Source organism: Bradyrhizobium neotropicale (assembly GCF_001641695.1).
Classification (GTDB): domain Bacteria; phylum Pseudomonadota; class Alphaproteobacteria; order Rhizobiales; family Xanthobacteraceae; genus Bradyrhizobium; species Bradyrhizobium neotropicale.
Genome location: NZ_LSEF01000025.1, coordinates 169,421 through 194,662 on the forward strand (window position 1 = coordinate 169,421; position 25,242 = coordinate 194,662).

The 25,242-nt window shown below is 63.2% G+C and carries 19 protein-coding genes; 4 read left to right on the forward strand and 15 right to left on the reverse strand.

All coding sequences use genetic code 11. From position 1 onward, the window contains the following. Positions 1-13: 13 nt before the first annotated feature. Entirely contained in the window at positions 14-2,317 is a 2,304-nt protein-coding gene (locus AXW67_RS04705) for an FdhF/YdeP family oxidoreductase (RefSeq protein WP_063676894.1), read from the reverse strand. A 258-nt stretch (positions 2,318-2,575) separates the two neighbouring features. Between AXW67_RS04705 and AXW67_RS04710 the strand changes: the two genes are divergently transcribed. After that, positions 2,576-3,823 (forward strand): oxalate decarboxylase family bicupin, encoded by a 1,248-nt coding sequence (locus AXW67_RS04710; protein ID WP_063676895.1) that lies wholly within the window; start codon positions 2,576-2,578, stop codon positions 3,821-3,823. Between the two features lie 38 nt (positions 3,824-3,861). Here AXW67_RS04710 and cydB read toward each other — a convergent pair whose 3' ends face one another. The 12 genes from cydB to AXW67_RS04770 form a co-directional block, all read right to left on the reverse strand. Further along, on the reverse strand, positions 3,862-4,848 hold the full coding sequence (gene cydB / locus AXW67_RS04715; RefSeq protein WP_063676896.1) for a cytochrome d ubiquinol oxidase subunit II: 987 nt from the start codon (positions 4,846-4,848) through the stop codon (positions 3,862-3,864). Between the two features lie 2 nt (positions 4,849-4,850). Further along, the gene (locus AXW67_RS04720; RefSeq protein ID WP_063676897.1) at positions 4,851-6,260 is read right to left on the reverse strand and encodes a cytochrome ubiquinol oxidase subunit I; all 1,410 of its coding nucleotides are present in this window, start codon (positions 6,258-6,260) and stop codon (positions 4,851-4,853) included. 19 nt (positions 6,261-6,279) lie between these two features. Then, positions 6,280-7,812 (reverse strand): malate dehydrogenase (quinone), encoded by a 1,533-nt coding sequence (mqo, locus tag AXW67_RS04725; protein WP_063676898.1) that lies wholly within the window; start codon positions 7,810-7,812, stop codon positions 6,280-6,282. A gap of 36 nt (positions 7,813-7,848) precedes the next feature. After that, positions 7,849-8,253: a cupin domain-containing protein gene (locus tag AXW67_RS04730; protein WP_063676899.1), complete on the reverse strand. Its 405-nt coding sequence runs from the start codon at positions 8,251-8,253 to the stop codon at positions 7,849-7,851. Between the two features lie 57 nt (positions 8,254-8,310). Next, positions 8,311-9,747 carry a class II fumarate hydratase gene (gene fumC / locus AXW67_RS04735; protein ID WP_063676900.1) on the reverse strand — a complete coding sequence of 479 codons (1,437 nt, stop codon included), beginning with the start codon at positions 9,745-9,747 and terminating at the stop codon, positions 8,311-8,313. A 203-nt stretch (positions 9,748-9,950) separates the two neighbouring features. Further along, complete coding sequence (locus tag AXW67_RS04740) at positions 9,951-10,616, reverse strand: YoaK family protein (protein ID WP_245315414.1); 666 nt, start codon at positions 10,614-10,616, stop codon at positions 9,951-9,953. A 23-nt stretch (positions 10,617-10,639) separates the two neighbouring features. Further along, a complete protein-coding gene (gene fdhD, locus AXW67_RS04745) occupies positions 10,640-11,473 on the reverse strand; it encodes a formate dehydrogenase accessory sulfurtransferase FdhD (protein WP_430648700.1) in 834 nt (277 codons plus the stop codon). Positions 11,474-11,479: 6 nt separating this feature from the next. Continuing rightward, positions 11,480-12,079, reverse strand: coding sequence for an HdeD family acid-resistance protein (locus AXW67_RS04750; RefSeq protein ID WP_063676902.1), 600 nt, complete (start codon positions 12,077-12,079; stop codon positions 11,480-11,482). Between the two features lie 135 nt (positions 12,080-12,214). After that, positions 12,215-12,829 (reverse strand): sensor histidine kinase, encoded by a 615-nt coding sequence (locus AXW67_RS04755; RefSeq protein ID WP_161491224.1) that lies wholly within the window; start codon positions 12,827-12,829, stop codon positions 12,215-12,217. Positions 12,830-12,904: 75 nt separating this feature from the next. Beyond that, the gene (locus tag AXW67_RS04760; protein ID WP_063676979.1) at positions 12,905-13,405 is read right to left on the reverse strand and encodes a Dps family protein; all 501 of its coding nucleotides are present in this window, start codon (positions 13,403-13,405) and stop codon (positions 12,905-12,907) included. Positions 13,406-13,521: 116 nt separating this feature from the next. Further along, positions 13,522-14,079, reverse strand: coding sequence for a cytochrome b (locus AXW67_RS04765; protein WP_063676904.1), 558 nt, complete (start codon positions 14,077-14,079; stop codon positions 13,522-13,524). Next, positions 14,076-15,131, reverse strand: coding sequence for a catalase family peroxidase (locus AXW67_RS04770; RefSeq protein WP_063676905.1), 1,056 nt, complete (start codon positions 15,129-15,131; stop codon positions 14,076-14,078). The genes AXW67_RS04765 and AXW67_RS04770 overlap by 4 nt, the downstream gene beginning before the upstream one ends. A 360-nt stretch (positions 15,132-15,491) precedes the next feature. Here AXW67_RS04770 and AXW67_RS04775 point away from each other — a divergent pair, with 360 nt between their 5' ends. Further along, complete coding sequence (locus tag AXW67_RS04775) at positions 15,492-16,385, forward strand: SDR family oxidoreductase (RefSeq protein ID WP_063676906.1); 894 nt, start codon at positions 15,492-15,494, stop codon at positions 16,383-16,385. A 300-nt stretch (positions 16,386-16,685) separates the two neighbouring features. Further along, positions 16,686-19,568: an ATP-binding protein gene (locus AXW67_RS04780; RefSeq protein WP_082907768.1), complete on the forward strand. Its 2,883-nt coding sequence runs from the start codon at positions 16,686-16,688 to the stop codon at positions 19,566-19,568. Between the two features lie 9 nt (positions 19,569-19,577). On the opposite strand, the gene AXW67_RS04785 is transcribed toward AXW67_RS04780, so the two are convergent. Next, a complete protein-coding gene (locus AXW67_RS04785; RefSeq protein WP_063676908.1) occupies positions 19,578-20,573 on the reverse strand; it encodes a Bug family tripartite tricarboxylate transporter substrate binding protein in 996 nt (331 codons plus the stop codon). A gap of 683 nt (positions 20,574-21,256) precedes the next feature. Then, positions 21,257-24,112, reverse strand: coding sequence for an ATP-binding protein (locus AXW67_RS04790; RefSeq protein WP_063676909.1), 2,856 nt, complete (start codon positions 24,110-24,112; stop codon positions 21,257-21,259). 877 nt (positions 24,113-24,989) lie between these two features. Here AXW67_RS04790 and AXW67_RS04795 point away from each other — a divergent pair. After that, complete coding sequence (locus AXW67_RS04795; protein WP_063676910.1) at positions 24,990-25,232, forward strand: hypothetical protein; 243 nt, start codon at positions 24,990-24,992, stop codon at positions 25,230-25,232. Positions 25,233-25,242: the final 10 nt, after the last annotated feature.

Sequence of the window (25,242 nt, forward strand, 5' to 3'; positions counted from 1 at the left end):
TCGGTTGGCGACTCTATTCCTCGATCGCGGACTCGGAGGCGCTCGCGCGCACCAGGCGGATCGGAACGCCCTTGAATGACGGCGTGAAGCTCATGGGGTCGCGGGCATAGAGCGGCACCAGCGGATTGGTCTCCGGATAATAGGCCGCGCAGCAGCCGGTCGGAAAGGAATAGCCGACCACGCGGAAGTTGCGCACGATCCGCTCGACGCCGTCGGTCGATTCCGTGATCAGATCCACGCGATCCCCTTCGGCAAGGCCGCGCTTCTTCATCTCGTATTCGTTGAGGAACACCACGTCACGCTGGCCGAACACACCGCGATAGCGGTCCGACATCGAATAGAGCGTGGTGTTGTACTGATCGTGGCTGCGTATCGTGCTGAGCCACAGGAAATCGGGATCGCACTGCGGCGGGTCCTCTCCGCAGCCCTCGAATACCAGAAAATTGGCCTTGCCGGACGGTGTCGCCCAGATCCGCTCCCGCGCGGTCGAGGTCAGATGGAAGCCACCGGGAACGCGGATGCGTGCGTTGTAGCCCTGGAAGATGGGGAAGACCGCCTCGATCGCATCACGGATGCGATCGTAATCGGCAACGAACCCGTCCCAGTCGACCACCGTGCGGTCGCAGAGCGTCGCCTTGGCGACACCGGCAATGATCGCCACCTCGCTGAGGAGATGCTCCGATGCCGGCTTGTTGCGACCGCCCGAGGCATGGACCATGGACATCGAGTCTTCCACCGTGACGGATTGCGGCCCCGCCGCCTGGACGTCGATTTCGGTGCGGCCGAGGCACGGCAGGATCAGGGCGGCACGGCCATGGATCAGATGGCTGCGGTTGAGCTTGGTCGAGACATGGACGGTCAGATCGAGCTCGCGCAACGCAGCCTGCGTCGCCTGCCAGTCGGGGATTGCGGCCGCAAAATTGCCGCCCACAGCGAAGAAGACCTTCACCTCGCCGCGGATCATCGCCTCCAATGCGGTCACGACGTTATGTCCTGGCGCTGATGGCGGCTTGAATCCGAAATGCTGTTCCAGGCGCTCGAGGAACTCCGCGTTGGGGACCTCGGTGATGCCGACGGTGCGGTCGCCCTGCACGTTGGAGTGGCCACGAACCGGGCAGACGCCGGCGCCCTCACGTCCCACATTGCCCCGCAACAGGGCCAGATTGGCGATCTGCTGCACGTTGTGCGCACCGCGCTGGTGCTGGGTGATGCCCATGCCGTAGACGAAGATGGCGCGTTCCGCCTTCATGTAGGCATTGGCCGCGTATTCCATGTCCTCGCGCGTCAGGCCCGACTGACGCTCGATGTCCGGCCACGCCGTGAGGTTGAGATCGTCGATCAGCGCTTCGATCCCGACTGTGTGCCCGCGGATGAAATCCCAGTCCAGGATCTCCGGCTGCTCGGCGGCACGCGCGGCCTCGTCAGTTTCCACCAGGAGCTTCATGATCCCCTTCAAGACCGCGACGTCGCCGCCGATCCGCACTTGGAAGAGTTTCGAGCTGATCGTCGTCGAGCTCAGCGTGATCATCTCGAGGGGGCTCTGCGGTGCCTGGAAGCGTTCCAGCGCACGCTCGCGGAACGGATTGATGGAGATGATCGAGGCGCCGCGGCGCGCCGCATTGCGCAGGCTCGTCATCATCCGCGGGCTGTTGGTGCCGGGATTCTGACCGAAGATGAAGATGCAGTCGGCCTTGTCGAAATCCTCGAGCAGCACCGTGCCCTTGCCGACGCCGATCGAATGCGGCAGGCCGACACTGGTCGCCTCATGGCACATGTTCGAGCAATCCGGAAAATTGTTGGTGCCGTATTCGCGCACGAAGAGCTGATAGAGAAAGGCGGCCTCGTTCGAGGTCCGCCCGGACGTGTAGAAATCCGCCATGTTCGGGTCCGGCAGGGCCCTGAGCTGGCGGCCGATCATGTCGAACGCATCGCTCCACTGCACAGGAAGATAGCGGTCGGAGGCAGCATCGTAGGCCATCGGATGCGTGAGCCGCCCGACCATCTCGAGATCATAGTCGCTCCAGCTCGCAAGTTCCGTGACTGTATGCTCGGCAAAGAACTCGGGCGTGCACCGTTTAGAGGTCGCTTCCCAGGCAATTGCCTTGCCGCCATTCTCGCAGAACTCGAATGACGAGGTGTGCTTCGGATCGGGCCAGGCGCAGCCGGGGCAATCGAATCCCTGCGGCTGATTCATCCGGCTCAGCGTCGCCGCGCCCTTCACCGGCACCCGCTGCACCAGCAGGGCCTCGCTCAGCGCCTTGAGGGCACCCCAGCCGCCGGCGGGCTCATGATAGGGACGAACCGATTTCCTGGTCATCTGAGAGGTCTCTCGATGTGACGATCCTCATGCCAGTTAAGGACGCCCGCGCCGGACTAGTCTTTTCAAATCGGATTTCGAATTTCTCAATTGCACAGCTTCCCCCCGGTGCAATCGCGAGGGCCCCGCCGAAGTCGGTAGTGCATTCCGGAAAAAGGATCGCCGTTCGCGGAAGCTGCGTCCACAGGGCGAAACTAGGCTAGTCTCGTGGAGCCTCGCCGCGATGAAGGCTCGAGATGCATTTCAGGAGCGACCAACATGTTTTCACGACGTGAATTGCTGGCTATGTCGGCGGCAGGCGCCGCCATGGTCAGCTCCAGCGCGCAAGCCGCAACCTTCGGCAATCCGGATGAGCCGCCGCAGGGCGCGATCAATGCCAAGAGCCCCGGAAGCCTGAGCGATCCCGGGCCGCAAAATCCGGCCCTGGCGAAGCAGTTTCCCTCGGCACAAGAGCCGCCGGCGACGGACGTCGGCGGCTTGCAGATGAACTGGGCCTCGTTCAACAACGCGCCCAGGCGCATTCAGAACGGCGGATGGGCCCGCCAGGTCACGGTCGAGGATTTCGCGATCTCGAAGGAGATCTCCGGCGTCAATATGAGGCTGTCTGCCGGTGGCATCCGCGAGCTGCATTGGCATCAGGCGGCCGAATGGGCGATCATGACCTACGGCAACTGCCGCATCACGGTGCTCGACGTCCAGGGCCGCCCCTATGTGGCCGACCTCAAGGCCGGCGACCTCTGGTTCTTTCCGTCGGGTGCGCCGCATTCCCTGCAAGGACTGGGTCCCGACGGCTGCGAGTTCGTGATCTGCTTCGACGACGGTCACGCCAACGAGTTCAACACCCTGCTGGTGACGGACTGGTTCGCCCACACGCCTCCGGAGGTGCTGGCCAGGAATTTCGGAGTGCCGGCCGAAACCTTCGCCAATATTCCCTTGCACGATCGATGGATCTTCCAGGGCACGGTACCCGGCGATCTCGCCGCAGATCGCGCCGCCATTGCCAAACATGCCGAGGCACCGCCCTACCCGTTCGTTTACTCGCTGGGCAGCTCGGCTCCCGTGAAGGAGAGTTCGGCGGGAAGCATCCGCGTCGCGGACAGCACCAACTTCAAGGTGGCGACCACGGTTGCGGCCGCGCTGGTGACGATGCCTCCGGGCGCCGTCCGGGAGATGCACTGGCATCCGAACGCGGATGAGTGGCAGTACTATATCAAAGGCAAGGCGCGGATGACGGTGTTCGATACGGGGCCCAACGCGCGAACGACGGATTTTTCCGCGGGCGATATCGGCTATGTCCCGCGCAATCTCGGACATTACGTCGAGAACGTCGGCGATACCGACGTACAGTTCGTCGGTGTATTCCGCGCGCCGCGTTACGAGGAGGTATCGCTCTCCAATTGGCTTGCGCACACACCGCCCGCACTGGTCGCCCAGCACCTCAATATCGATGAGAAGGTGATCGCCCAGTGGCCGGACACCAGTCCAGGCATCATGCCGAAATCCTGAACGACAAAGGCGCCGAAACCGGCGCCTTTCTTTTGCCGTCAGTAGCGAGCCGTTTCCGACTCGAACTTGCCCCGGAAGACGCGGAAGCCGATCGCGACGTAGGCCAGCATGAGCGGGAAGATGAACAGGCCTTCTCCCCAGAACATGAAGGCAAGGCTGGCATGAGGCGCGGCGGCTTCATCGATCGTGATGGCGAAGGGCACCATGTAGGGCCAGAACGAAAGAGCCAGCGTGCCGAACGCTGATACGAAGATCAACGAGACCATGTGGAACGGCCAATAGTCGTCATGCCGCAGGATGCTCGAGGCGAGCATGCAGGCGGCGCCGGCGCCGATCGCAGGAAAGAGGAACAGATAGGGCCGCTCGATCCAGCGCTGCAGGATCGGCAGGTGCTGGATCAGCGCGTGGCTGAAGACGAGGATCAGGAACAGGAGCACCCCGGTTGCCAGCACGGGAATTTGGCTTCGCGCCAGGTCGCGAACAGCGCCCCCGCGCTTTCTCACCAGCCAGCACGCCCCGAGCAGCGCGTAGCCGAGGCAAAGACCGACACCGCACAGGACCGAGAACACGCTCAGCCAGCCGAGCACCCCGCCGGTATATTGGCCATCCACGACCGGCAGGCCCTGCACGAGCGCGCCGACCATCACACCCTGCATGAAGCTCGCGACCAGGGAGCCGAGGCCGAAGCTGAGATCCCAGACCCAGCGCGAGCGCTGCGACTTCGAGCGGAATTCGAATGCGACCCCGCGCAGGATCAATCCCAGCAACATGAAGATGACCGGAAGGTAGAAGGCCGAGAGCACCGTCGCATACACGACCGGAAATGCACCCCACAGGATCACACCGGTCACCACGAGCCAGGTCTCGTTGCCATCCCAGAACGGCGCGATCGCGCCCAGCATGGCCTGCCGCCGCTGCTCGCTGTTCGGCAGCAGGAACAAAATTCCGACGCCGAGATCGAAGCCATCGAGCAGGAGATAGATCAGGATGCTGATCGCCAGCAGAGCCACCCAGAACGTCACCATGGTCATTCTCCTGCCTGAGCGTAGTCGCCCGATAGCGGTGGCCTATCGGCAAGCGACATGGGGCGATTGGGCGCCGGGTTGTGCAGGGGCTTGTCGCCAAGTCCCGCCGGACCGGCACGCAACAGCCGGTAGATGTAATGGGTCCCGAACGAGAAGATGAAGGCGTAGACCGCGACGAACAGAATCAGCGACGCCGTCGCGGCAGGCGCGGTCAGGAACGGCGTCACCGCATCGGCAGTCCGCAACACGCCGTAAACCGTCCAGGGCTGGCGCCCTACTTCCGCGGTGTACCAGCCCGTGAGGATCGCGACCCATGGCAGCGGAAAGCTGAGGAAGATGCCCCATAGCAGCAGCCGGTTCCGCTCGAGGCGGTGCTTGCGGCCGAGATAGGTCCCAAGCCAGGCCAGCCCCAGCATCACGAGACCGCAGCCGACCATGATGCGGAAGGCGAAGAACGGGATCGCCACCGGCGGCCGCTCCTGCGGCGCGAAACTGGTCAGACCCACTTCCTTCGAGGTCAGACTCATGCTGCCGATGATGCTTCCGAGGATCGGGATCGATATGGCGTATTTGTTGGATTCAGTGCCGGAATCTGGGATCGCGATCAGCACCTCCGAGGCCGGCTGTTCGTCATGCCAGCGGGCCTCGATCGCCGCAAACTTGGCCGGCTGATAGTCGTGGACATAGTCGCCGACGAGGTGTCCGATGAAGAGCTGGACCGGTAGCAGCACGGCCGCCAGCGCGAGGCCCATGCGCAGCATCACATGCGCCTCGGCGCGATAGGTCCCCCGCAGCAGATACCAAGCGCCGGTCGCCGCGACGCAGAACGCGCCGGTCAGATAGGAGGCGAGCAGCATGTGCGGAAACCTGACCCAGACCACCCGGTTGAAGATGATCGCCATCCAGTCGTCAGGAACGAACTGGCCATTCTGCAAGACATAGCCGGTCGGCGCCTGCATCCAGCTGTTGTTCACCATGATCCAGAACGCCGAAAGCGTCGTCCCGAGCGCCACCATGGCGGTGGAGAACAGGTAGAACCAGGGCGGCACTCGGCTCCGCCCGAAGATGAGGATGCCGAAGAAGCTGGCCTCCAGCATGAACGCGGTGAATGTCTCGTAGGACAGAAGCGGGCCCTGGATCGGCCCTGACATCTTCGCAAGAACGCTCCAGTTTGTTCCGAACTGGAACCCCATCACCACTCCCGATACGACGCCCATGCCGAAGGCGACGCCAAATATCTTGAGCCAGAACTCGAACAGGGTCCGGTAGACGGGCTTGCCGCTGTACTGGTGCAGCGCCTCAAGCACGGTAAGCCACGCCGCAAGGCCGATGGTGAAGGCCGGAAAGATGATGTGGAACGAGATGGTGAAGGCGAATTGTATCCGCGACAGGAGGAGCGCCGTGGGGTCCATCGGAAATTCTCCTGCCCGCTCAGGCTCGCTTCGCCGCCGGCAGCACCGGTGTGGCGGGGATGTTGTCGACCTTGAGGACCTCGGCCGTCACCGCACGTATCTGCCGGCACAGATCCGCATCCTCGATCAACGACACGCCGTAGGATGGGATGATCTGCTTCAGCTTCGGCAGCCAGGCACTTGCCGTGAGCTCGCCGGAGAAGCACTTCTCCAGCACGCCGATGGCGATGAACGCGGCGGTGGAAGCGCCCGGTGAGGCCCCGAGAAGCGCGACCAGGGAATGATCGGCGGCGCCAACGAGCTCGGTTCCGAATTCGAGCAATCCACCGCGCTTGACGTCCGGCTTGATGATCTGAACGCGCTGACCCGCGACCTGCAATCGCCAGTCCTTGGGATCCGCGTTCGGAAAATACTCGTCGAGCGTCGCCAGGCGTCGATTTTCGGACTGCAGCAGTTGACCGATCAGATATTCGGTGAGATCGAAATTGTCGCGCGCCACCGCCAGCAACGGCTCGACGTTGGCAGGACGGACGGACTCGAACAGATCGAGCAGCGACCCGTGCTTGAGAAACTTGCTCGAGAAGCCCGCATAGGGACCGAACAGCAGCGAGTGCTGCCCCCCGATCACGCGTGTATCGAGATGCGGCACGGACATCGGTGGCGAGCCAACTGCCGCCTTGCCGTAGACCTTGGCATGGTGGCGCTTGTTGATCTCCGGATCGTCGCAGCGCAGCCAGATCCCGCTGACCGGAAAGCCCGCGTAACCGCGCCCTTCCGGAATGCCGGATTTCTGCAGCAGCGGCAGTGCACCGCCGCCGGCGCCGATGAACACGAACTTCGCGCGGACCGACCGCGTCTCGCCGCTGTCGGTATCGCGCACGTCGATACGCCAGTGACCATCCGGTTCGCGGACAATCTCCGTGACGCAGCTCTTGTAGCGAACGGCGCAGCCGGACTGGTTGACGAGATGAGCGACCAGAAGATGAGTCAGCGAACCGTAGTCGACGTCAGTACCGGTGACGATGCGCGTTGCGGCCACGGGATCGTCGCCGCTCCGTCCTTCCATCACCAGCGGAACCCAGTCGGCAATCTTCTTCCGGTCCTCGCTGTACTCCATGCCCTCATAGCAATGATGGGCAGACATCGCCTTGAACCGCTTGCGGAGGAACGCAACATTGTCGGCGCCGTGCACGAAGCTCATGTGAGGCACCGGGTGGATGAAGGTCCGCGGATCGGCGATCGCCCCCCGCCCGACCAGATGGGACCAGAATTGCCGGGACAGGTCGAACTCGACGTTGACCTGAAGCGCCTTGGAGATGTCGATGCTGCCGTCGGGCCGTTCCGGCGTGTAGTTCATCTCGCAGTTCGCCGCGTGCCCGGTGCCGGCATTGTTCCAGGCGTCCGAACTTTCTTGAGCGCAATCCTCCAGAACCTCGAACATCTGGATCGTGAGCGAGGGCTCCAGCTCCTTGAGAAGGACACCGAGCGTGGCGCTCATGATACCAGCGCCAATGAGCGCGACGTCGAGTTCGGAATTGGAAGTGCCTTGCATGGGATTTCTCCTCGTTCGCTGTTTTTGGATTGCAGATCAGGCCTGGGTCCGCTGCCGCGCCTTTGTGCGGAATGGCACCTGCGCCCCCGGCGTCAGCACCACATAGGCGCGGCGCCAGGACGCATCATCCGTCAGCGTCCAGCTGTGTCCGGAGCCTGCGGTGTCTTCCGCCAGCAGGACGTCGCCGGGATGAAGCAGGAAGTGCTCGCCGTCGCGCGTTTGGAAATCGAGCGTTCCACTTAGCGTAATCACGAATTGGCGGACCGGCGCCGTGTGCCAGGAGAAGGCCCCGCCCGACGCGGTTTCCTGGAACGAGACGGTGGCCACATCGACCCTGCTGCTGAGGGCGTCGCCGCGCGCGCCCGGCTCCAGCTCGATGATCCCTTCCTCGAAATGGGAATTATTGTCCTCACCGGTCCATAGACGCACGCAGCGGATCATTGGTTCTCTCCTCACATTGTTGTCGCTGCGCTCGCACGCGAGGCCAGCATTCACCCGTCAAGTTGCCGGCGCACCGATCGCGCGAGGCGCCGTGGCCTCGGCGACATAAGGCTTGACCATCTTTGCGGGGTCGACCACGCGATCGAACTCCTGCTCGGTCACGAAACCGAGCTTGAGCGCTGCCGCCCTCAGCGTGAGATCGTTGTCCATCGCGTAGTGCGCGATCTTCGACGCCTTGTCGTAACCGATCACCGGGGCCAGCGCGGTAACGAGCATCAGCGAACGCTCCACATACTCCTCGATCTTCTTGCGGTTCGGCCGCGTTCCCTCGACGAGGAATTTGCGGAAGTTCGTGCATCCGTCGGTGAGGATGGTGATCGACTGTGCAATGTTATGGATGATCAGCGGCTTGTAGACATTCATCTCCAGATAACCGCCGGCGCCGCCGAACCCCACAGCGACGTCATTCGCCATTACCTGCACTGCGATCATCGTCAACGCCTCAGCCTGCGTCGGGTTGACCTTACCCGGCATGATCGAGGAGCCGGGCTCGTTCTCCGGAATCAGCAGCTCCGCGAACCCCGCGCGCGGACCGCAGGACATCAAACGGATATCGTTCCCGATCTTGTACAGTGAGCTCGCGAGCGTACGCAGCGTGCCCGACAGCTGCACCAGCGCGTCATGCGCGCCCTGCACGGCGAACTTGTTCGGTGCGCTGACAAAGGGCAGTCTCGTCAGCCGCGCGATCTCGGCGGCCACCGCCTCGGCAAAGCCGGGAGCCGCGTTAATTCCGGTGCCGACGGCTGTACCGCCGAGCGCGAGCCGGAACACGCCTCCGAGCGCACCGTCGATGCGCCCCAGGTCGTCCTCGAGCATGCCGGCGTATCCCGACCATTCCTGGCCCAAGGTCAGCGGGGTGGCATCCTGCATGTGGGTGCGGCCGATCTTGACGATATCGCCCCACTCCCCTGCTTTTGCGGCAATCGCATCGTGCAGCGCTTTGACCGCCGGCACGAGGCGCTGCGTCACATTCACGGCAGCCGCAATGTACATCGCCGATGGAAAGCTGTCGTTCGATGATTGCGACATGTTGACGTGATCGTTCGGATGGACCGGGCGCTTGCTGCCAAGCGGGGTGCCGGCGAGCTGACAGCACCGGTTGGAGATCACCTCATTCACGTTCATGTTGAACTGCGTGCCGCTTCCCGTCATCCAGACATGAAGCGGAAACATGTCATGATGCTGCCCTGCGAGAATCTCGTCGCAGACATGGACGATCAGCTTGTGAAGCTTACCGTCGAGGCGGCCTCCTGCACAGTTGGCGTTTGCCGCCGCTTTCTTCAGGGTCGCGTAGGACGCGATCATCTCACGCGGCATCAGATCCTTTCCGATGCTGAAATGCTCGAGCGAACGCTGAGTCTGCGCTCCCCAGAGCTTGTCGGCGGGAACACCGACTTCGCCCAAACTGTCTGTTTCTTTGCGGAGGTCGTTCATGCTTGCATCTCCCGGCAGTTGCATCGGAAACGCGCTCGGCGCCGCTGGCAACGTAGGCGCCTCGCCCCGCAGGCGCTTTCGCGAACGAACGTCCTTTTGTCGAATGGAATGGCGGCAGCTCGCCGGGCTGGCTCTTGCGCGATCGCGTCGGTTTCCAATGCGGCGAGCCCGGCCGCAAAGCCGATGGTGAGGGCCGGATAGGCTCAGATTGCGCGGCGCCGGCGGCAAAGCCAGAGCGCGAAAGTCGATAATGTAATCGGCAGCGCCAGACTTGCAGCGTCAAACCGCAGCGTGGCCCAGCCGCCGACCGCAGCCCCGAACAAGAACATCAGGCAGATCGTGAGCATGGCCACAGCGCCGCGTGCCGCCTCGGCACGCGGGATCGCCGCGAGTTGGTCAAGCGTGCGGAACATGTTCCCGGTGACAGCGACCGAGAGATAGTTCAGGCGCCCGACCTGCCTGAAGCTCGCCGACTGTAGCGCGCTTCCGAAGGAAATTCCGATGATGGCAACCGGTTCGGAGATCCGGTGCAGCGTCAGCATCACCGCAGCCAGACAGACGATCTTGCCGCAGAGGCACAGCAGCGGCGCATTGAGCCGGATCGCCAACGATGCACCGGCCAGAAAAGCAAGGATCGGAAGGAGGTGGTGAGCCGCCTGATGCCATTGCCCTGATGCGGCGTACATTCCGACGAAAACCACGTTGCCGGTGTGGGAGCTTCCAAACACGCCGCCGAGCGAGAGCCAGGTGAAGGCGTCGAGGAATCCGCCCGACATCGTCAGAAGGGACGCAACAGCAAGCGATTGCTCGACGCCGGAGGCGTCGACGACCAGCGGTTTGGGCTCCAGCTTCGGAGGCGCAGCTTCCATCGCCATTTGCACGGCCCACGAGATCAGCAATCTGCGCGCGGCGCGACGTTTTCGGGCAGGAGAATGCGATGGGGATGGGTGAACACGCCGTATCCGTCGTCGCGAGCGATCGCGAGCAACGTGATCCCCGCCTCCTCCGCGGTTCGGATCGCGAGCGTGGTTGGCGCGGACACCGCGATCACGACCGGCACGCCGATCATTGCGGCCTTCTGCACCATCTCGACCGAAACGCGGCTTGTCAGCAATACGGCACCGGCACAGGCAGATTTCCGTCGGCGAGCAATCGCGCCGGCGAGCTTGTCGAGCGCATTGTGCCGGCCGACGTCCTCTCGGACAGGGCCGATGCCGGAGCGAGGATGCCAAAAGGCCGCCGCGTGCACGGATCGGGTCTGCTGATTCAGGATCTGGAGGGGAGCCAGCGCCTGCATTGCACCCAGCAGGTCGCGGGCGTGAAAGACAGTGTCTCGATCCGGCACAGGAGAAGCGGGCCGGCGTGCCTGCTCAAGGCTTTCGATACCGCATAGCCCGCATCCAACCGGACCGCTCATGGCGCGGCGGCGCGCAGCCAGGCGCGTCGCGCGATCCCCATCGAGCCACATCCGGATCTCGATTCCAAGCTCGCTCCGGATCAGGTCGATGCTCTGGATGTCACTCGCACGTTCCACGATGCCCTCAGTCAGCGTGAAGCCGACGCCAAAGTCCTCGAGATCGTCCGGCGTTGCCATCATCACCGCGTGAGTCGATCCATTGTAGCTAAGAGCAATTGCTGTCTCTTCGGCCACCAGACGCGACGTCGCCATGACGTGGCCGCGCCGCCAGGCAATCTCCTGATGCCGCGCGAGTGTTGTGCTGCTCATCATGGCTCACACCGTTGCCGGCTGGCTCGAATGCCTGGTCGCACGCGATCTGAGCGCGAGCCCGAACGCGATCAGTCCCCACCCCTGGAAGATCAGGTCGACCACCAGCATCGCGCCGAGCAGCCAAAGGCCGATCGCGGGCCAGGTCGCGACGAGGAGAATGCCGACACAGAACGTCAAAACACCGGCAGCCACGATCCAGCGCCAGCCTGCGGCCGGCCTCATGTGGAAGCCAGCCCATGTCCGCATCACACCGGCGGCAACCAGGAAGGCGCAAACCACGAGGGACAGCGTGAACGAGGCGAGAAGCGGGTCGTAGAGGATGATCGCTCCGGCGGCCGTATAAGCGATCCCCGCCAAGAGCCAGAACAGAAAGCCACGCAGGCCGTGCATTGAAAAGGCATGTACGATCTGGAAAATGCCGGCGACCACCATGGTGGCTCCGATGACCAGCACGGAAGCCAGACTGGCCGCCATCAGGTTTGTCGATGCGATGCCGCCAAGGATCAGTTCGCCGACCCCCAGCGCAACGAACCAGCCCCATTTCCCGGTGATCGCGTGGATGGCGTGTCCCAGCGACGTTTTCGTGTTCGACATGTCCGTCATGACTTGACCCTCGTTACACGACCGTTCTTTCAGGTCGCGAATGGGGTCAGCTTGGACGACCCGGCGCCGGTCATCTTTCACGTATGCGGTCGATATTGCCCGTCTGCACGATGCAGGCCGCTGGCGGCCGCGAATTTATTCGCCTGCAACAGGCATCTCGTCTGCCCCGCGCGGGATATTGACGACGACGCGTGTCCCGTCCAATCCCCTGCGGATATCAACTGTTCCACGCACGCTGGCGGCAAGCGCCTCGACGACAGCGCTGCCCCTCTCGAGGTGTGCGCCCTCGTCTGATGAGCCGTTGTCGGTGACGCAGCACGCGATCGACGTATCCGTCGGCCACATTTCAAGATGAATGGCGCCCGCTCCCCCGTGGGGAACGTGCCGCGCTGAATCTGCGAGCAATTCAAAGACGATCATGCCGAGCAGCCGGCATCGCTCCGAGCTCATCCTCACTGGATCGAGCAACAATGACAGCGCAATACCGTCGCGCTCGAGCCTCGAACGGCTGATCGAACGGCACAAATGGTGGAGATAGGCCGCCAGATCGATCGTCGTGGTATATTCCATCATTTGCAGTGAGCGATGAACCTGCGCATGGCCTCGCAGCCTATCCCGCACCGAAGCGAGGCTCGCCCTCGCTTCGGGACTGTCGCAGCGGCTTGCCGCCACCGAGACGAGTTTGATCACGGAGGCGAGCTCATCGCCGAGTTCGTGCGAGAGCTCGCGCAACACCAGGCGTTCGGCCATATCCCCGCCATCCGGCAACAGCTCCGACGGCCCGCTCATCCTTCACTCGGCTCCCTGCCGGACGCTATGTCGAGCTCAGGGCTTCGAACCCGTCCGTCCGGACTCGTACAGGAACCAGATGCGCCGTTCGGTCTCATCGATCCAGTTTTCCAACAGACTTGCGGTTGCGACGTCGCCATATTCGTCGCAGAGCTCATGGACGCGGCGCATTTCCCGCGTCAGTTGCTGATTGTCGTCACGCAGCTCCGCGAGCATGTCCTGTGGCTCCACATATTCTGCATCGTTGTCGGGGATGCGCTGCTCGCGTGCGATGTGCCCGATCGAGCGCAGCGTCGTCCCGCCGATCTTGCGTGCGCGCTCGGCGATGTCGTCGGTCATGGCGAAAATCTGCTCGGCCTGCTCGTCGAGCATGAGGTGATAGTCGCGAAAATGGCTGCCCGACACATGCCAGTGGAAGTTCTTGGTCTTCAGGTACAGCGCGAAGACATCCGCCAGCAGCGCGCGCAGCGCGGCGGGAACGTCGCGGTTCGCATTCGCGCCCAGATCTGTCGGAGTTTGAAGTTCTGCTCTGATCATTGTCAGCATCCTTGTTGGTGGTTCGGGAACTCTAGCGGCATGCCACGCGAACGGTCTTTCGGGCCCGAAAGACCATTTTCAGATTGCACGCGTGATCATCGACCGGCGCGCGCCGCTCAGGGCGCTGTCCTGCCGGGCAGCCGGAACAGAGCCATTTTCTCGAAGACCCCATCGCGCCGGATCAATGCGTGGAACAGCCCTGCTGCGAGGTGCAGCAGCACCAGCGCGAAAAACGCAAATCCCAGATAGAAGTGGGCATTCCAGAGCAGCGTGTGCACGCCATCGCTCTGCGGCAGCAGCGCGGGAATCTGGATTCCGCCATACAGGACGACCGGATAAGCCGCCGCCCAGAGCATTCCGAGGCCGAGCAACGGCATGACGATCATGAGCGCATAGAGCGCCTGATGCGACAGCGCAGCGCCGACCTTCGTCGCCCTCGGCAGATCGGCCGGCAACGGCGGGGCACCGTAATACAGCCGCAGCGCCAGCCGCATCAGGACGAGGAAAAGCAGAGCGACGCCCAGCGTCTTGTGGATGAGGATGAGCGGCAGATATTTCGGCGCGACGGTCGACACCATGCCTACGCCGATGAAGAGCATCACGAAGATGCAGACCGCCATCAGCCAGTGCAGCAGCCGCTGAAGCAAAGCAAAGCGATCGGGAGCGTTGGTCATGGCTTGGCGGCCTTGTTGCGGGGATAGTCCTTGGCTTCCGCCGTGCGAAGATCATAGGATTTGCGGTAGACCGATGATCGCGCAGCCGGGAACGGGTCGTCCGATACGCGCATGCCTGGCGGCAGGACGGTGGGATCGAAGTTGATGTCGCGGCAAGGGCCATCCCGCTCCGGCTCGATCCGCTGCACGACCAGCGTTCCGACCTCTACCGTGCGGCGGCCCTGTGGCCACGCTTTGCTCGGATCAGCCGTAGGATCGCTGGGGTCGGCGACCGTGACGAGCATGGTCCAGCGTTGCGGACCGGCGGTCCGAACCCGCTCCGTGATCTCCTGCTCGAGGAAGTCGGGACCACGCTCATCGAGCTCGGCTTTCGAGACCGGTATGGGCTTGGCCGACGGCAGCAGCGACCATCGCACGGCGTGCTCGGTGCCGCTCGCATTCGTGAAGATGAAGCTGTTGAGGCCGTTATACGGTTCCTCCGCATAGCTGCCGGTCCAGGGCGCCGTCTTGGCCCAGCTCGCGAACCCGGCAAACTCCGGATTCGCGCCGACGAACGCCTTCATCGCCTCAGGGTTCTTGCTACCGGCAGCCAGCAGGAGATCGTGAAATGCCTGGGGCGTGGAGACCGCGAAGACCGGCGGGTTGATCATCGCGGTCCGCCATTCCTCGCCTTCCGCGGGCGAGATCATCAGCCCGAGGCCACGCACCCGCACCGTCGCGTCCACTGCGTTGGGGTCGGCCGTGCCGAGATTGAAGCGACCGAGGGCCGGGTAGCGGCCTTGCGCGAAGGCCTTGGCACGGGAAAGCTCCACGCCGTTTCCGTTCGCTTCGAACACGCCGGTGAAACAGATTCCCTTTGCGTGATTTCGCCGGTACCCGGGCGGCGCGCCGCCTGGCGGCGCCAGCGCCTCGATCATGCGTCCCGGCGTGAGCCGCCCGGGAGAGAGCCATCCGGCGGAGTACGCGAAGGCGGCGGCGCCGCCCCCAAGGACGGCCGCGATCAGGACGAGCGATCCAAGGCTGGACCGTGGTAGCTTGCCTGACTGCTTCATTCCGTCTCCTTGAGATGTGCGTGATCAGACGCCGGCGGTCCGATATTCGAGTTGGTCTCCTTGTAGTCTGCCCCCTTGGCGGCGATCTTCCCAAACCTGTTGCCAATTTCGGGAAGGCACGGCGCGCACGCGCGAGACGGCGGTCGGACCCGTCGTAGGCGAGTTATTCCCGGCGGGCCGGGCCTTTTCGAAAAGATTCGTGCTTTTTGGAAAACGCTCACCAGGAGCGAAAGACCCGCCCTGCCCTGCATCTTATTCCGGACATTGCTCGCTCAACGCGGCGCAGCCAGCCGCGAGGCGATGCAGTTGTGCCGTAGGGCGCAGCGATGTGCGGAAGGCTTGAATGCGATTGGGAATCGAATGGGCAAAGTGATCATCGTCACGGGGGCTGCGAACGGAATCGGAAGAAGCGCGTGCACGGAACTGGCGCGGGCGGGACACACGGTTTACGTCTCAATGCGAGAGACGAACGGTCGCAATGCGCATCATGTCGAGGAGATCAGAGCAGAAGCCATCAAGGATGGCCTCGATCTGCGTGCGATCGAGCTCGATGTGTCTTCCGAAACATCGGTCAATTCGGCCATTGACAGCATCATTGACGAAAATGGCCGGCTTGACGTGGTCGTGCACAACGCCGGTCAAGTCGTGTACGGACCGACGGAGGCCTTTACGGCGGAGCAGCTCGCCGAACTCTACGATACCAACGTGCTCAGCACGCAGCGCGTCAATCGCGCAGCACTGCCGCAATTGCGCAAGCAGGGCCAGGGCCTGCTGATATGGATCACCTCCAGCAGCGCGCGCGGCGGTTCGGTGCCGTTTCTCGGTCCCTATGCTTCGTCAAAGGCGGCTGTGGATGCATTGGCGTTGAGCTACGCCGGTGAGCTCGCACGCTGGGGCATCGAAACCACGATCGTCGTTCCCGGCGCTCTCGGTCCCGGCCACTATGTTCGCTCCGGCAGACCGCTCGATACCATCCGGGCGGAAGAATATGCGGACGGTCCGACTGCCGACGTGAGCGAAATCGCGCTCGCGGGCCTCGCTGAGCTTTCGCCCCGGGATCCGGCCCCACAAGACGTCGCGCGCGCAATCGCAAACGTCGTGGACACGCCGTTCGGGCAGCGTCCATTACGGGTTCATTTCGGTGCCGACGACGACGGAGCTGCAGTCGTCGATGCCGTCGCGGATCGGATACGGACGGAACTGCTGCGCCGGATCGGGCTCGCCGATATTCTCAAACCGACGATCATCGGATAGGCCAGGTCAGTCTCCCAGATGGACAACCATCTTCGGGCGATCCCGAGGAAGAGGACGATGCCGAACTGAACGAGCGCAGCTGTGGTGCTTTTCCAGAATCGACAGCTGTTTTCTGAAAATCCAGCATGCTCGTCCGAGCTCGCGGAGCTGCGCTCGAATTGTGACACGCATGTCATGCAGGTGATCCTTTACCGCCGCAACGTCGGCTGTTAAGTTGAGATTGCCTCTACGTTCACACGTCTTGGCGTGCTCCCAAGCCTTTGAACGCCACAGGTCGGCCGTCGGCTCAATATGCCCCAAATGGATTCCCGCGATCAGAGCAGCAGCGTTGCAGTCGCGACTCAACCCGCCGCTTGCGGAGTTTTCGCGTTTGGCCCCTTTCGCCTGGATCCCGCGCGGAGACGGATCGAAAGGGATGGCAGGCCCGTTCAACTGTCGGCGCGCGCATTCGACATTCTTCTCGTATTGATCAGGCACGCAGGCGCCGTCATCAGCAAGAGCGATCTGATGGCCAGAGCATGGCCTGGTGCCAGCGTCGACGAAGGCAGCCTGCGTGTTCACGTCGCGGCGCTTCGCAAGGCGCTCGGAGACGGCAACGCCGGCGCCAAATATCTGAGCACGGTGTCCGGACAGGGCTACTGCTTCATCGGATCCGTCGCGCGCCTGGAGCGCGCGCAGCCCACGCCGGTCAGTTCCACTCACGCCGACCATCTTCCGGCGCTTCCCCGCCAGGTGGTCGGACGCGAACAGACCATCCAGGAGATAGCCGAGAAGCTGACGATCCAGCGCTTCGTCACCATCGTCGGTCCCGGCGGCATCGGCAAGACGACGGTCGCCGTTTCCGTTGGCCACGCCCTGATCGACGAGTTCGCCGGCCAGGTCTACTTTCTGAGCCTCGGCGAGATCGGCGATGCCGCTCTCGTGCCTGACATCACCGCGTCAGCGCTTGGGCTGCCGGTTCGATCAAACGATCCTACCGAAAGTCTGGCGGCTTTCCTGCGCAACAGGCGAATGCTGTTGATCCTGGATTGCTGTGAGCATGTCATCGAAACGACGGCAGCACTTGCCGAACGCCTCTACAAGGAGGCGCCCGAGCTGCATATCCTGGCCACGAGCCGCGAGTTGCTGCGCGTCGAAGGGGAGCACGTAGATCGTCTCCCGCCCCTCGCAGGTCCACCGGAGGACGCCGATCTAAGGGCTGCGAGCGCGCTTACCTATCCCGCGGTAGAACTTTTTGTGAAGCGCGCGATCACCGGGGGCGATAATTTCGAGTTGACGGACGCGAACGCGTCGGACGTCGGCAATCTCTGCCGTCGGCTCGATGGAATACCGCTCGCAATCGAGCTCACCGCCGGCCACGTCTGCGCATACGGCATCAAAACCACGGTCGAGCTGCTCGACAAGCAGTTCAATCTGCTATGGGAGGGGCGACGTACCGCGCTGCCCCGACATCGGACGCTCCGTGCAACCATCGAATGGAGCTACAATCTTCTATCCGAATCGGAACGCGTGATCCTCAACCGGCTATCCATATTCGTCGGCAGCTTCACTCTGGAGGCTGCCCGATCAGTCGCCGGTTCCGGGGCTGCCGACGACGACACAATCACGACGACGCTCGCCAGTCTCGTTGCCAAATCGATGGTGGCGTTCAACGCAGGCCCGCAATCCAGTCGCTATCGGCTTCCGGACACGACGCGGGCCTACGCGCAGGAGAATCTTGCCGCCAGCGCGGACGCCGGCATGATGGCGCGCCGCCACGCCTCCTACTTTCTCGGCCTGCTTGAAGCCACGGGCGACGAGCGGGACGAAGATCTTTCGGCGATCGCCGATCAGTCCGGCAACATACGCAGCGCGCTAACGTGGTGCTTCTCAGATCAGGGAGACCGAAGAACCGGCGTGGCCCTCGCTGCGGCATCGATACCGCTCTTCTTCAAGCTGTCGCTATTGACTGAATGCCAGCTGTGGCTCACGCGCTCAATCAAGGCGCTGGACGAAACCGACGGAAGCGTCAGGCACGACCTCGCACTACATGGCGCGCTTGGGTCGGCCCGGATGCTCACAGGGCAAATCGACGAATTGGGCGTCAATTGCCTCAACCGGGCAATCGCGTTGGCGGAGAAGATTGGCGACGTACCCGGGCAGATCGGTCTGATCGGCCGGCTGCACTTGCTCCAGTTGTATATCGGTAACTTTGACGATGCGCTGAGTACTGCCAGGCGCGGCGAAGCCATCGCCCTCACCAGCGGCGATTCTGTTTCGGTGGCGCGCATGCGCGTATTGCTCAGCATTTCCTGCCAATATCTTGGCGACATTTCCGCTGCCCGATCGCACATCGAAGCCGCGTTGTTGCATTTGAACCTGGAACACGACGACTATAGCGGCATGGCGCTCGAGTTTCCGCAGTGCGCTCAAACCACTCTCGCTCGCATCCTCTGGCTTCAGGGACATCCCGATCAGGCCACGGAAACGGCGCGGCGAACCATCTCGGACGTGATTGCACTGAACGATCCGATGACGCTCTGCAGAGCGCTGCCCTGGGCATTTGGTGTCTTCCTTTGGAATGGGGACCTTGGGGATTGCGAGGTGCACTTGGACAGGCTCATCGCGGAAGCCCGCAGACTGGACCTCACCATCCTCCAGACGATCGGCGAGGCCATGAAGGGCATCGCGCTGCTGGGGCGGAGCGAGACCGGTATCGGGCTCGCCATGCTGAAAAGCTCTGTAGAGAAGCTGCAGAGCCGGCATTTCAGCGCGGCGGCGGGACTTTGCGCGCCGCTCGCCGAAGCTCTGGCGGTCGCAGATCACGGCGATGAAGCACTCGACATCATCGATGAGGCGATTGCCCGGGCTGGGCATCGCAACTTCATGGTGGACATGCCCGACATGTTGCGGGCAAAGGCGGAAGTGCTGATGCGCAAGGACAATCGGAACTTCCTGCAGGCGGAGCAGTGCCTCAGGCAGTCGCTGCAATTGGCCCGACGTCAGGGGGCGCTGGGTTACGAACTGCGTACGGCGATCAGCCTTGCAAGGCTATGGCTGCGACAGGGCCGCCGTGCAGAAGCGCACGACATGCTCGCTCCAATCTACGGACGATTTACCGAGGGATTCCAAACACGCGCCCTGAAGGCGGCCAGAGAGCTGCTCGCCAAATCGAACTCTTCGGGTTCGTTCGCGGCCGGTTGATCGGCGCCCTCAATCGCGCGTAAGTCCGATCGCTTTGACGACGGGCGCCAGGTGCGCCAGCTCATCTTCCACCAGTTGCTGAAATTTCTCCGGGCTGGAATCGGCGTCCGGCTCCATGCCTTGCGAACGGTAGGTTTCCTGCAACGCCGGATCGGCCATCGCAGCACGGGTTGCCGCGGATATGCGATAGACGATCGCATCCGGTGTCGCCTTGGGCGCGAACAGGCCGAACCATCCGGCATATCCGAGGTCGGGCATGCCAGCCTCGATGACGGTTGGAATGTCCGGCGCACCGCCGAGCCGCTTCTGGCTCGTCACGGCAAGCATGCGCAGCTTGCCGGCGCGGTGCAACTGCACGAGGTGACCAGATACGACGGCGATCATGGCCGGGATCTGACCGCTGACGAGGTCGTTGGTCGCAGGTGCCATGCCCCGGTAGGGAACGTGGACAAGATCCAGCGGGACGCTCGATCGCCGCCTGAACATCTCGCCGACAAGATGATTGCCGGTGCCGACCCCCGGAGTGCCATAGGAAAGCTTGCCGGGATTGGCTCTCGCGTAAGCGGCGAGCTCCTGGAGGTCCCTCACCGGGAGCGAGGGATGTACGACGAAAGCAAGCGTGCTGGTGATCAGGCGATAGACAGCCCGGAAATCGCGAACCGGATCGTAGGCAGGACGCACCGAGGACAACGGAATCATGACCTGGGTGCTGCCATTGCCGAGCAGGAGCGAATAGCCGTCGGGCGCACTCTGGGCCACCATGGCGGAGCCAACGGAGCCACCGGCGCCACCGACGTTCTCGACATAGATCGGGCCGAGCAGTGATGCGATCCTTTCGGCCCAGGGCCGGCCGATCTGGTCGCCCGAGGCACCCGCCGCATACGGGATCACCAGCCGGATGGGACGGGAGGGGTAATCATCGGCGCCTGCGCCGCCGGACCATGCGACCAGCGCGGCAAGGCGCGTGGCCGTTACGAGGAGTTCTCGCCGTGACAGAAGGTTCATTTCGCGCGCAATTGAGAGAGTGCATCGTTGATCTTACAGCAACGCAGCGCGAGGAGATATCGCTCAGGGGATAGGCTGCATTGCATCGATCGGACGACAGCGACCACCGAGGACGCGACCGCAATCCGATCTGCGTGGCATCGCCCCGGGACTTCCCGCCACAACGGTGGCAGGCCTGCCAAGCGCACTGGGATGGGGCGCGTGCGACGGCGCGCGCGCAGCGGCGAAGAATATCGAGATCGCAATCGCGACACCGCAGTTGCGTATGACGGCGAGCAAGAAGCGGGACACTGGTGCCTCCATGTCGCTCGAGTCATGCCTCGATGCAACAGGCTGGTCGTTCGAAAGCGCAGCTTTTGTTGTCTGTACGCATGGAATCGGAGCGTGGATTTCCGATCCCCAAGAGGTCGCCCCTGCTTCGGGTCGGCTCGCATCTCGCATCGGGACGCCGTGCGATCCTGATAGAAGAGCGCGGAGCCGAAAGACCCCGCCGGCGCGCCAGGGCATCCTGATCCGGCAATGAGACACCGGAGCAAGCGCCACACCACGCTGCGGCATGAGGCGCGGAACGATGAGCAAGTTGCGGAAGTTCTGGAGCACGGGGGCTGCGGCGCTCGACGAGGCCGCACGCACATCCGACTGCATGGGTCGGATGCCGCCCCCGGGGCATCCACCGCTGCAACCTACCCGGACGACAGCTGCCCCATCATTGCTCGCGCTCGTCTTAGATCCGCGGTCTCCAAACCTTCGGTGAAATGACCGTATACAGACGCAAGGATGCGGTGTGCTTCAACAGGGCGATCCTGGCTGATCCTCAACCCTGCCAGACTGATCGCAGTCCTCAGTTCCCAGGACAGCGCGCCCTGGCCCTGCGCGACCGCGAACGCCTTGTCGAACGCCTGTTCGGCCGCGGCAACGGAGTGATGCGAGCCGGCCCGCAGCAGCAACTCGCCTTTGATGCGCAGAAGCTCGGCTTCGTACCAGCGCTCGTCCCTCGCCTCGCACCGCACGAGCGCCTCGTCGACTGTGGCAAGTCCCAGCGATACGTCGCCGGCTTCGCCGAGGCATACCGCCAGCTCGCCGAGCGGAAGCAGGAAACGCGGCAGGTACCGGGCGTCGCCCGCCTGTTCGAGCGCCTTGCGCAGCGCGGTGAGACCGGCAGCGACGGCGCCGCGTCGCGCCATCACCACGCCTGTGAAGGCGTGCGCCCATATATTCCAGAGGCGGATCGGATGACGTTCGGTGTGCTCGATCAGCAGTTTGCAATAGCTTTCCGCCGCGTCGAGATCACCGGCCAGGAACGTAATCGGACAGGCGCCCTGGCCCAGCACGCTGCAGAACGTCAGGGCATGACCGCTGGCACGGCCCTCCTCGACGTTGCGCGCAACGACGCCCAATGCCTGATCGGCCAACCCGAGCAGCCAGAGGATGCGCGCGTGGAAATAGTGCGCCGAGGACCGCAGGTCGAACCGAAAGCGGACGACCTGCGGCTTCGGCGACAGATCCGAGAGACGGGACAGCGTCCGCGCAATGTGATGGTGCGCGAGCTTCTGGTCGCCGAGATAGTGCAAGGTGGTTGCGAGCAGCCGGTCGGCCATCATGCGGTCGACGGAATTGCTGGAGTAGGCCACGATCTCGGCGAACCGGTGCGCGAATTCGAGCGCCTTGCGGAACTCGCCATTGTTGAACTGATCGATGCACTGTCCCCAAAGCGCCCGTAATCGGTAGTCCCAGTCGTCAAGCTGCTCGGCGAGCCGTAGCGTCGCGGCCCAGGCAGGGCCGGCCTCGCGCCCCCGACCAACGCCATACATCAGCGACCAGCCACGCGCGGCGGACAATTGCATACGCAACCGCGCCGCGTTCGCCGCGTCGTCGTCAAGGCGCGCCAGGGCAAGCTCGGTACGCTCGCGGCATTCGGCAAGCAGCGACATTTGTACCCATAGCGGGATCGCCACGGCGGTCAGCGCCGCTCCGATCTGAGCATCTCCGCCGGACGAAAATGCCCAATCGAGGCTGGCACGCACATTGTCGATGTGCCGCCCATAGATGGCGAGCCACTCCGGCTGGGGTTTCAGCTCGCTTTCTGACTCCGCACCGGCGAAGAAACTGCAATAATATTCAGCCTGCCGGCGGGCCGCGTCGCAATATTCTCCACTGGCGCGCAGTTTCTCCAACGCATAGGCGCGCGTCGTATCCAGCAGCCGATAGTACGGATGGTCGCCGCGAATGTCGGCGACGACGAGTGACTTGGCCACCAGGTTCGCGAGCTGGCCGGTGACATCGCTCGCGTTCTCACCGGAGACCGCAATGGCTGCATCGAGCAGAAACTCGCCGGCGAATATGCCGAGCTGGCGCAGGACGCGCGCCTCGGCCTCCGGCAACAGGTCATAGCTCCAGTCGAGCGTCGCACGAAGCGTTTGCTGCCTCGGCAGTGCCGTGCGCCGACCGGACGTCAGGAATTTGAACCGGTCGTCGAGAATTGCTGCGATCTTCGGCGGAGTGAGCATTACGGCGCGCGCGGCGGCAAACTCGATCGCGAGCGGAATGCCGTCCAGCCGCCGGCAGATGGCTGCAACGGCAGCAAGGTTTTCTTCGTCCATCGCGAAGCTGGAGCCCAGCGCCCTCGCCCTGGTTATGAACAACTCCGCCGCCGTGTATTCGCAGATGGCATCGGGCGCGAGGCGGGACTCCGGCGGCACGCTCAAGGCGGGTACGCGATAGACATGTTCGCCATCAATGCGCAGCGCTTCACGGCTGGTCGCAATGATCGTCGTCCGAGAGCAGCGGCTGACGATCGTCTCGGCGAGCTTCGCCACTTCATCGACGACATGCTCGCAATTGTCGAGGATGAGCAGCAGTTGCCGGCCACCAATGGACCGCGCGACCGATTGCGGCGAAATCTCTTCCCCTTCCAGCTTGATTCCCAGCGCACCTGCGACGGCCGAAGGAACAAATGCGGGATCCGAAAGCGAGGCCAGTTCGATCAACAATCTATCGGCGGCAAAGCCGGCCGGCAGCGATCGGGCTGCCTGTAGCGCAAGCGCCGTCTTGCCGATCCCGCCCGGTCCGACAAGGCTCACCACCCGATACGCCGAGACGAGCTCGCACAGATGCGCAATCGCCGTGCTTCGGCCGACGAGATCGAATGACGCCGTTGGAATGTTGGTCGACGGCCGCGGGTCCGGTGCGGCGGAAAGTAGCGGCGCATCCATCTGCCGAACCCGCCATGCTCCGACCAGCCGATAGCCACGACCGACCGTCGTTCCCAGCATGTCGCGATCGGCTCCGAAGGCCTTCCGGATTGCGGCGATATGCACGCGAAGGGCACTCTCCTCGACGAAGACGCCGCGCCAGACCCTTTCCGTCAGGTCGTTCTTGGAGACAAGCTCGCCCCCCGCTTCAACCAATTCCGCAAGGATTTCAAAGGCTCGTCCGCCCAGCGGAACGGGCGCTCCCATGGAGCGCAACTCTCGTCTGGCGAGATCTATTTCCCATCCTGCGCAAGCGTAGACGGGGCGCTGGCTTGACCCAGCCATCATGGGATAGCCCCAAGTCGTTCTTAGATTTTCCACCTAGTTTACCACCAAGCCTTTCAACAAGCGCAAGTCGCCCAAAGGAGGGGGACGACGAACAAATCCGGACCTATTGCCCGGCAACACCGCCAGTGAGCCGAGCGCGACCTACGATCGCGCTGCGTCCAATGCACGTCTGCAACAATCTGAGATTGCAATCACGATCCGAGTTCAGAACGACAGCGTGCCGCGGATGATCAGGGTGCCAAGTCGCCTTCCTCAACAGCCGCGACAGATCGATCCTTCCAACATCTTATCAAGCCGCGCGTCGTCGCCATCGATAGCGGGGTCCATACCGAGCAGCGGCCCGCTCATGGCATGCCCGCCAGTGCCTGACGACGGCAGCGCGGTGCCGAGCGAATTCGTTCCGGGAGCCGCCGCACTCGTTCCGAGCACCCCGCCGCTTTCCATTGACATGTGCGGCCCTGAACCGCCGCGGGCGAACGCCACGCCCGAAAGCGCAACGCAGGAGACGATGCAGAAAATCCTAAGCGGCCTCATGACTCAAACTCCGGGTGTAAGGGCTCGCTGCAGCTAGAGCCAGCCGGGCAGTTTGGCCATGCACAATCACGCGAGCAGATCATGACCATTACGACATGATCAAAGACTCGTTGCTGCACGTCTCAACTCTCACATCACTCCGACTCCCGCATTTGAAGTTATTCCGCGATCTCGCAACATTGATGATCGTCCAGTCGCGCAACGGTGACGAATATTCTGCGGCATTCGGGCCACGAGTGCCTATATCGGTCGTGATACACAACAACCCTTCGAAACGCCCCCGAACGAGCAGCGATCATCGCCACGGCGACTCTCCGCACACGACAAGCAATGGAGAATCGCTATGGGTGCATTCAAGATCCTGATCGCCGCGACATTGATTTCAACTGCAACTATCTCATCCGCCTCGGCCGCGTGGTCCTTCGCGGATCAGGAGCCCGCGACCTTTGCATCGATGTACCCCGATCGCGACGTGCTCAACGGCGGCGCGCTCACACCGGCGGGTCGGATGGGCCTCGAACGTCCCGGTGGCGCTGCGCCGGTGTTCGCCTGGCACCACATCTACGGCGGCCATCGGCATCGCTGACCAAAACACC

What these genes read in the sequence shown, in the direction of transcription:
- AXW67_RS04750 (WP_063676902.1), bottom strand. Translation starts at nt 12,079, where the DNA reads ATGACGGACATGTCGAACACGAAAACGTCGCTGGGACACGCCATCCAC.
- AXW67_RS04775 (WP_063676906.1), top strand. Translation starts at nt 15,492, where the DNA reads ATGGGCAAAGTGATCATCGTCACGGGGGCTGCGAACGGAATCGGAAGA.
- AXW67_RS04765 (WP_063676904.1), bottom strand. Translation starts at nt 14,079, where the DNA reads ATGACCAACGCTCCCGATCGCTTTGCTTTGCTTCAGCGGCTGCTGCAC.
- AXW67_RS04730 (WP_063676899.1), bottom strand. Translation starts at nt 8,253, where the DNA reads ATGATCCGCTGCGTGCGTCTATGGACCGGTGAGGACAATAATTCCCAT.
- AXW67_RS04795 (WP_063676910.1), top strand. Translation starts at nt 24,990, where the DNA reads ATGGGTGCATTCAAGATCCTGATCGCCGCGACATTGATTTCAACTGCA.
- AXW67_RS04740 (WP_245315414.1), bottom strand. Translation starts at nt 10,616, where the DNA reads ATGGAAGCTGCGCCTCCGAAGCTGGAGCCCAAACCGCTGGTCGTCGAC.
- AXW67_RS04785 (WP_063676908.1), bottom strand. Translation starts at nt 20,573, where the DNA reads ATGAACCTTCTGTCACGGCGAGAACTCCTCGTAACGGCCACGCGCCTT.
- fumC (WP_063676900.1), bottom strand. Translation starts at nt 9,747, where the DNA reads ATGAACGACCTCCGCAAAGAAACAGACAGTTTGGGCGAAGTCGGTGTT.
- mqo (WP_063676898.1), bottom strand. Translation starts at nt 7,812, where the DNA reads ATGCAAGGCACTTCCAATTCCGAACTCGACGTCGCGCTCATTGGCGCT.
- AXW67_RS04720 (WP_063676897.1), bottom strand. Translation starts at nt 6,260, where the DNA reads ATGGACCCCACGGCGCTCCTCCTGTCGCGGATACAATTCGCCTTCACC.
- AXW67_RS04770 (WP_063676905.1), bottom strand. Translation starts at nt 15,131, where the DNA reads ATGAAGCAGTCAGGCAAGCTACCACGGTCCAGCCTTGGATCGCTCGTC.
- AXW67_RS04710 (WP_063676895.1), top strand. Translation starts at nt 2,576, where the DNA reads ATGTTTTCACGACGTGAATTGCTGGCTATGTCGGCGGCAGGCGCCGCC.
- AXW67_RS04780 (WP_082907768.1), top strand. Translation starts at nt 16,686, where the DNA reads ATGGATTCCCGCGATCAGAGCAGCAGCGTTGCAGTCGCGACTCAACCC.
- AXW67_RS04790 (WP_063676909.1), bottom strand. Translation starts at nt 24,112, where the DNA reads ATGATGGCTGGGTCAAGCCAGCGCCCCGTCTACGCTTGCGCAGGATGG.
- fdhD (WP_430648700.1), bottom strand. Translation starts at nt 11,473, where the DNA reads ATGAGCAGCACAACACTCGCGCGGCATCAGGAGATTGCCTGGCGGCGC.
- AXW67_RS04760 (WP_063676979.1), bottom strand. Translation starts at nt 13,405, where the DNA reads ATGATCAGAGCAGAACTTCAAACTCCGACAGATCTGGGCGCGAATGCG.
- cydB (WP_063676896.1), bottom strand. Translation starts at nt 4,848, where the DNA reads ATGGTGACGTTCTGGGTGGCTCTGCTGGCGATCAGCATCCTGATCTAT.
- AXW67_RS04755 (WP_161491224.1), bottom strand. Translation starts at nt 12,829, where the DNA reads ATGGCCGAACGCCTGGTGTTGCGCGAGCTCTCGCACGAACTCGGCGAT.
- AXW67_RS04705 (WP_063676894.1), bottom strand. Translation starts at nt 2,317, where the DNA reads ATGACCAGGAAATCGGTTCGTCCCTATCATGAGCCCGCCGGCGGCTGG.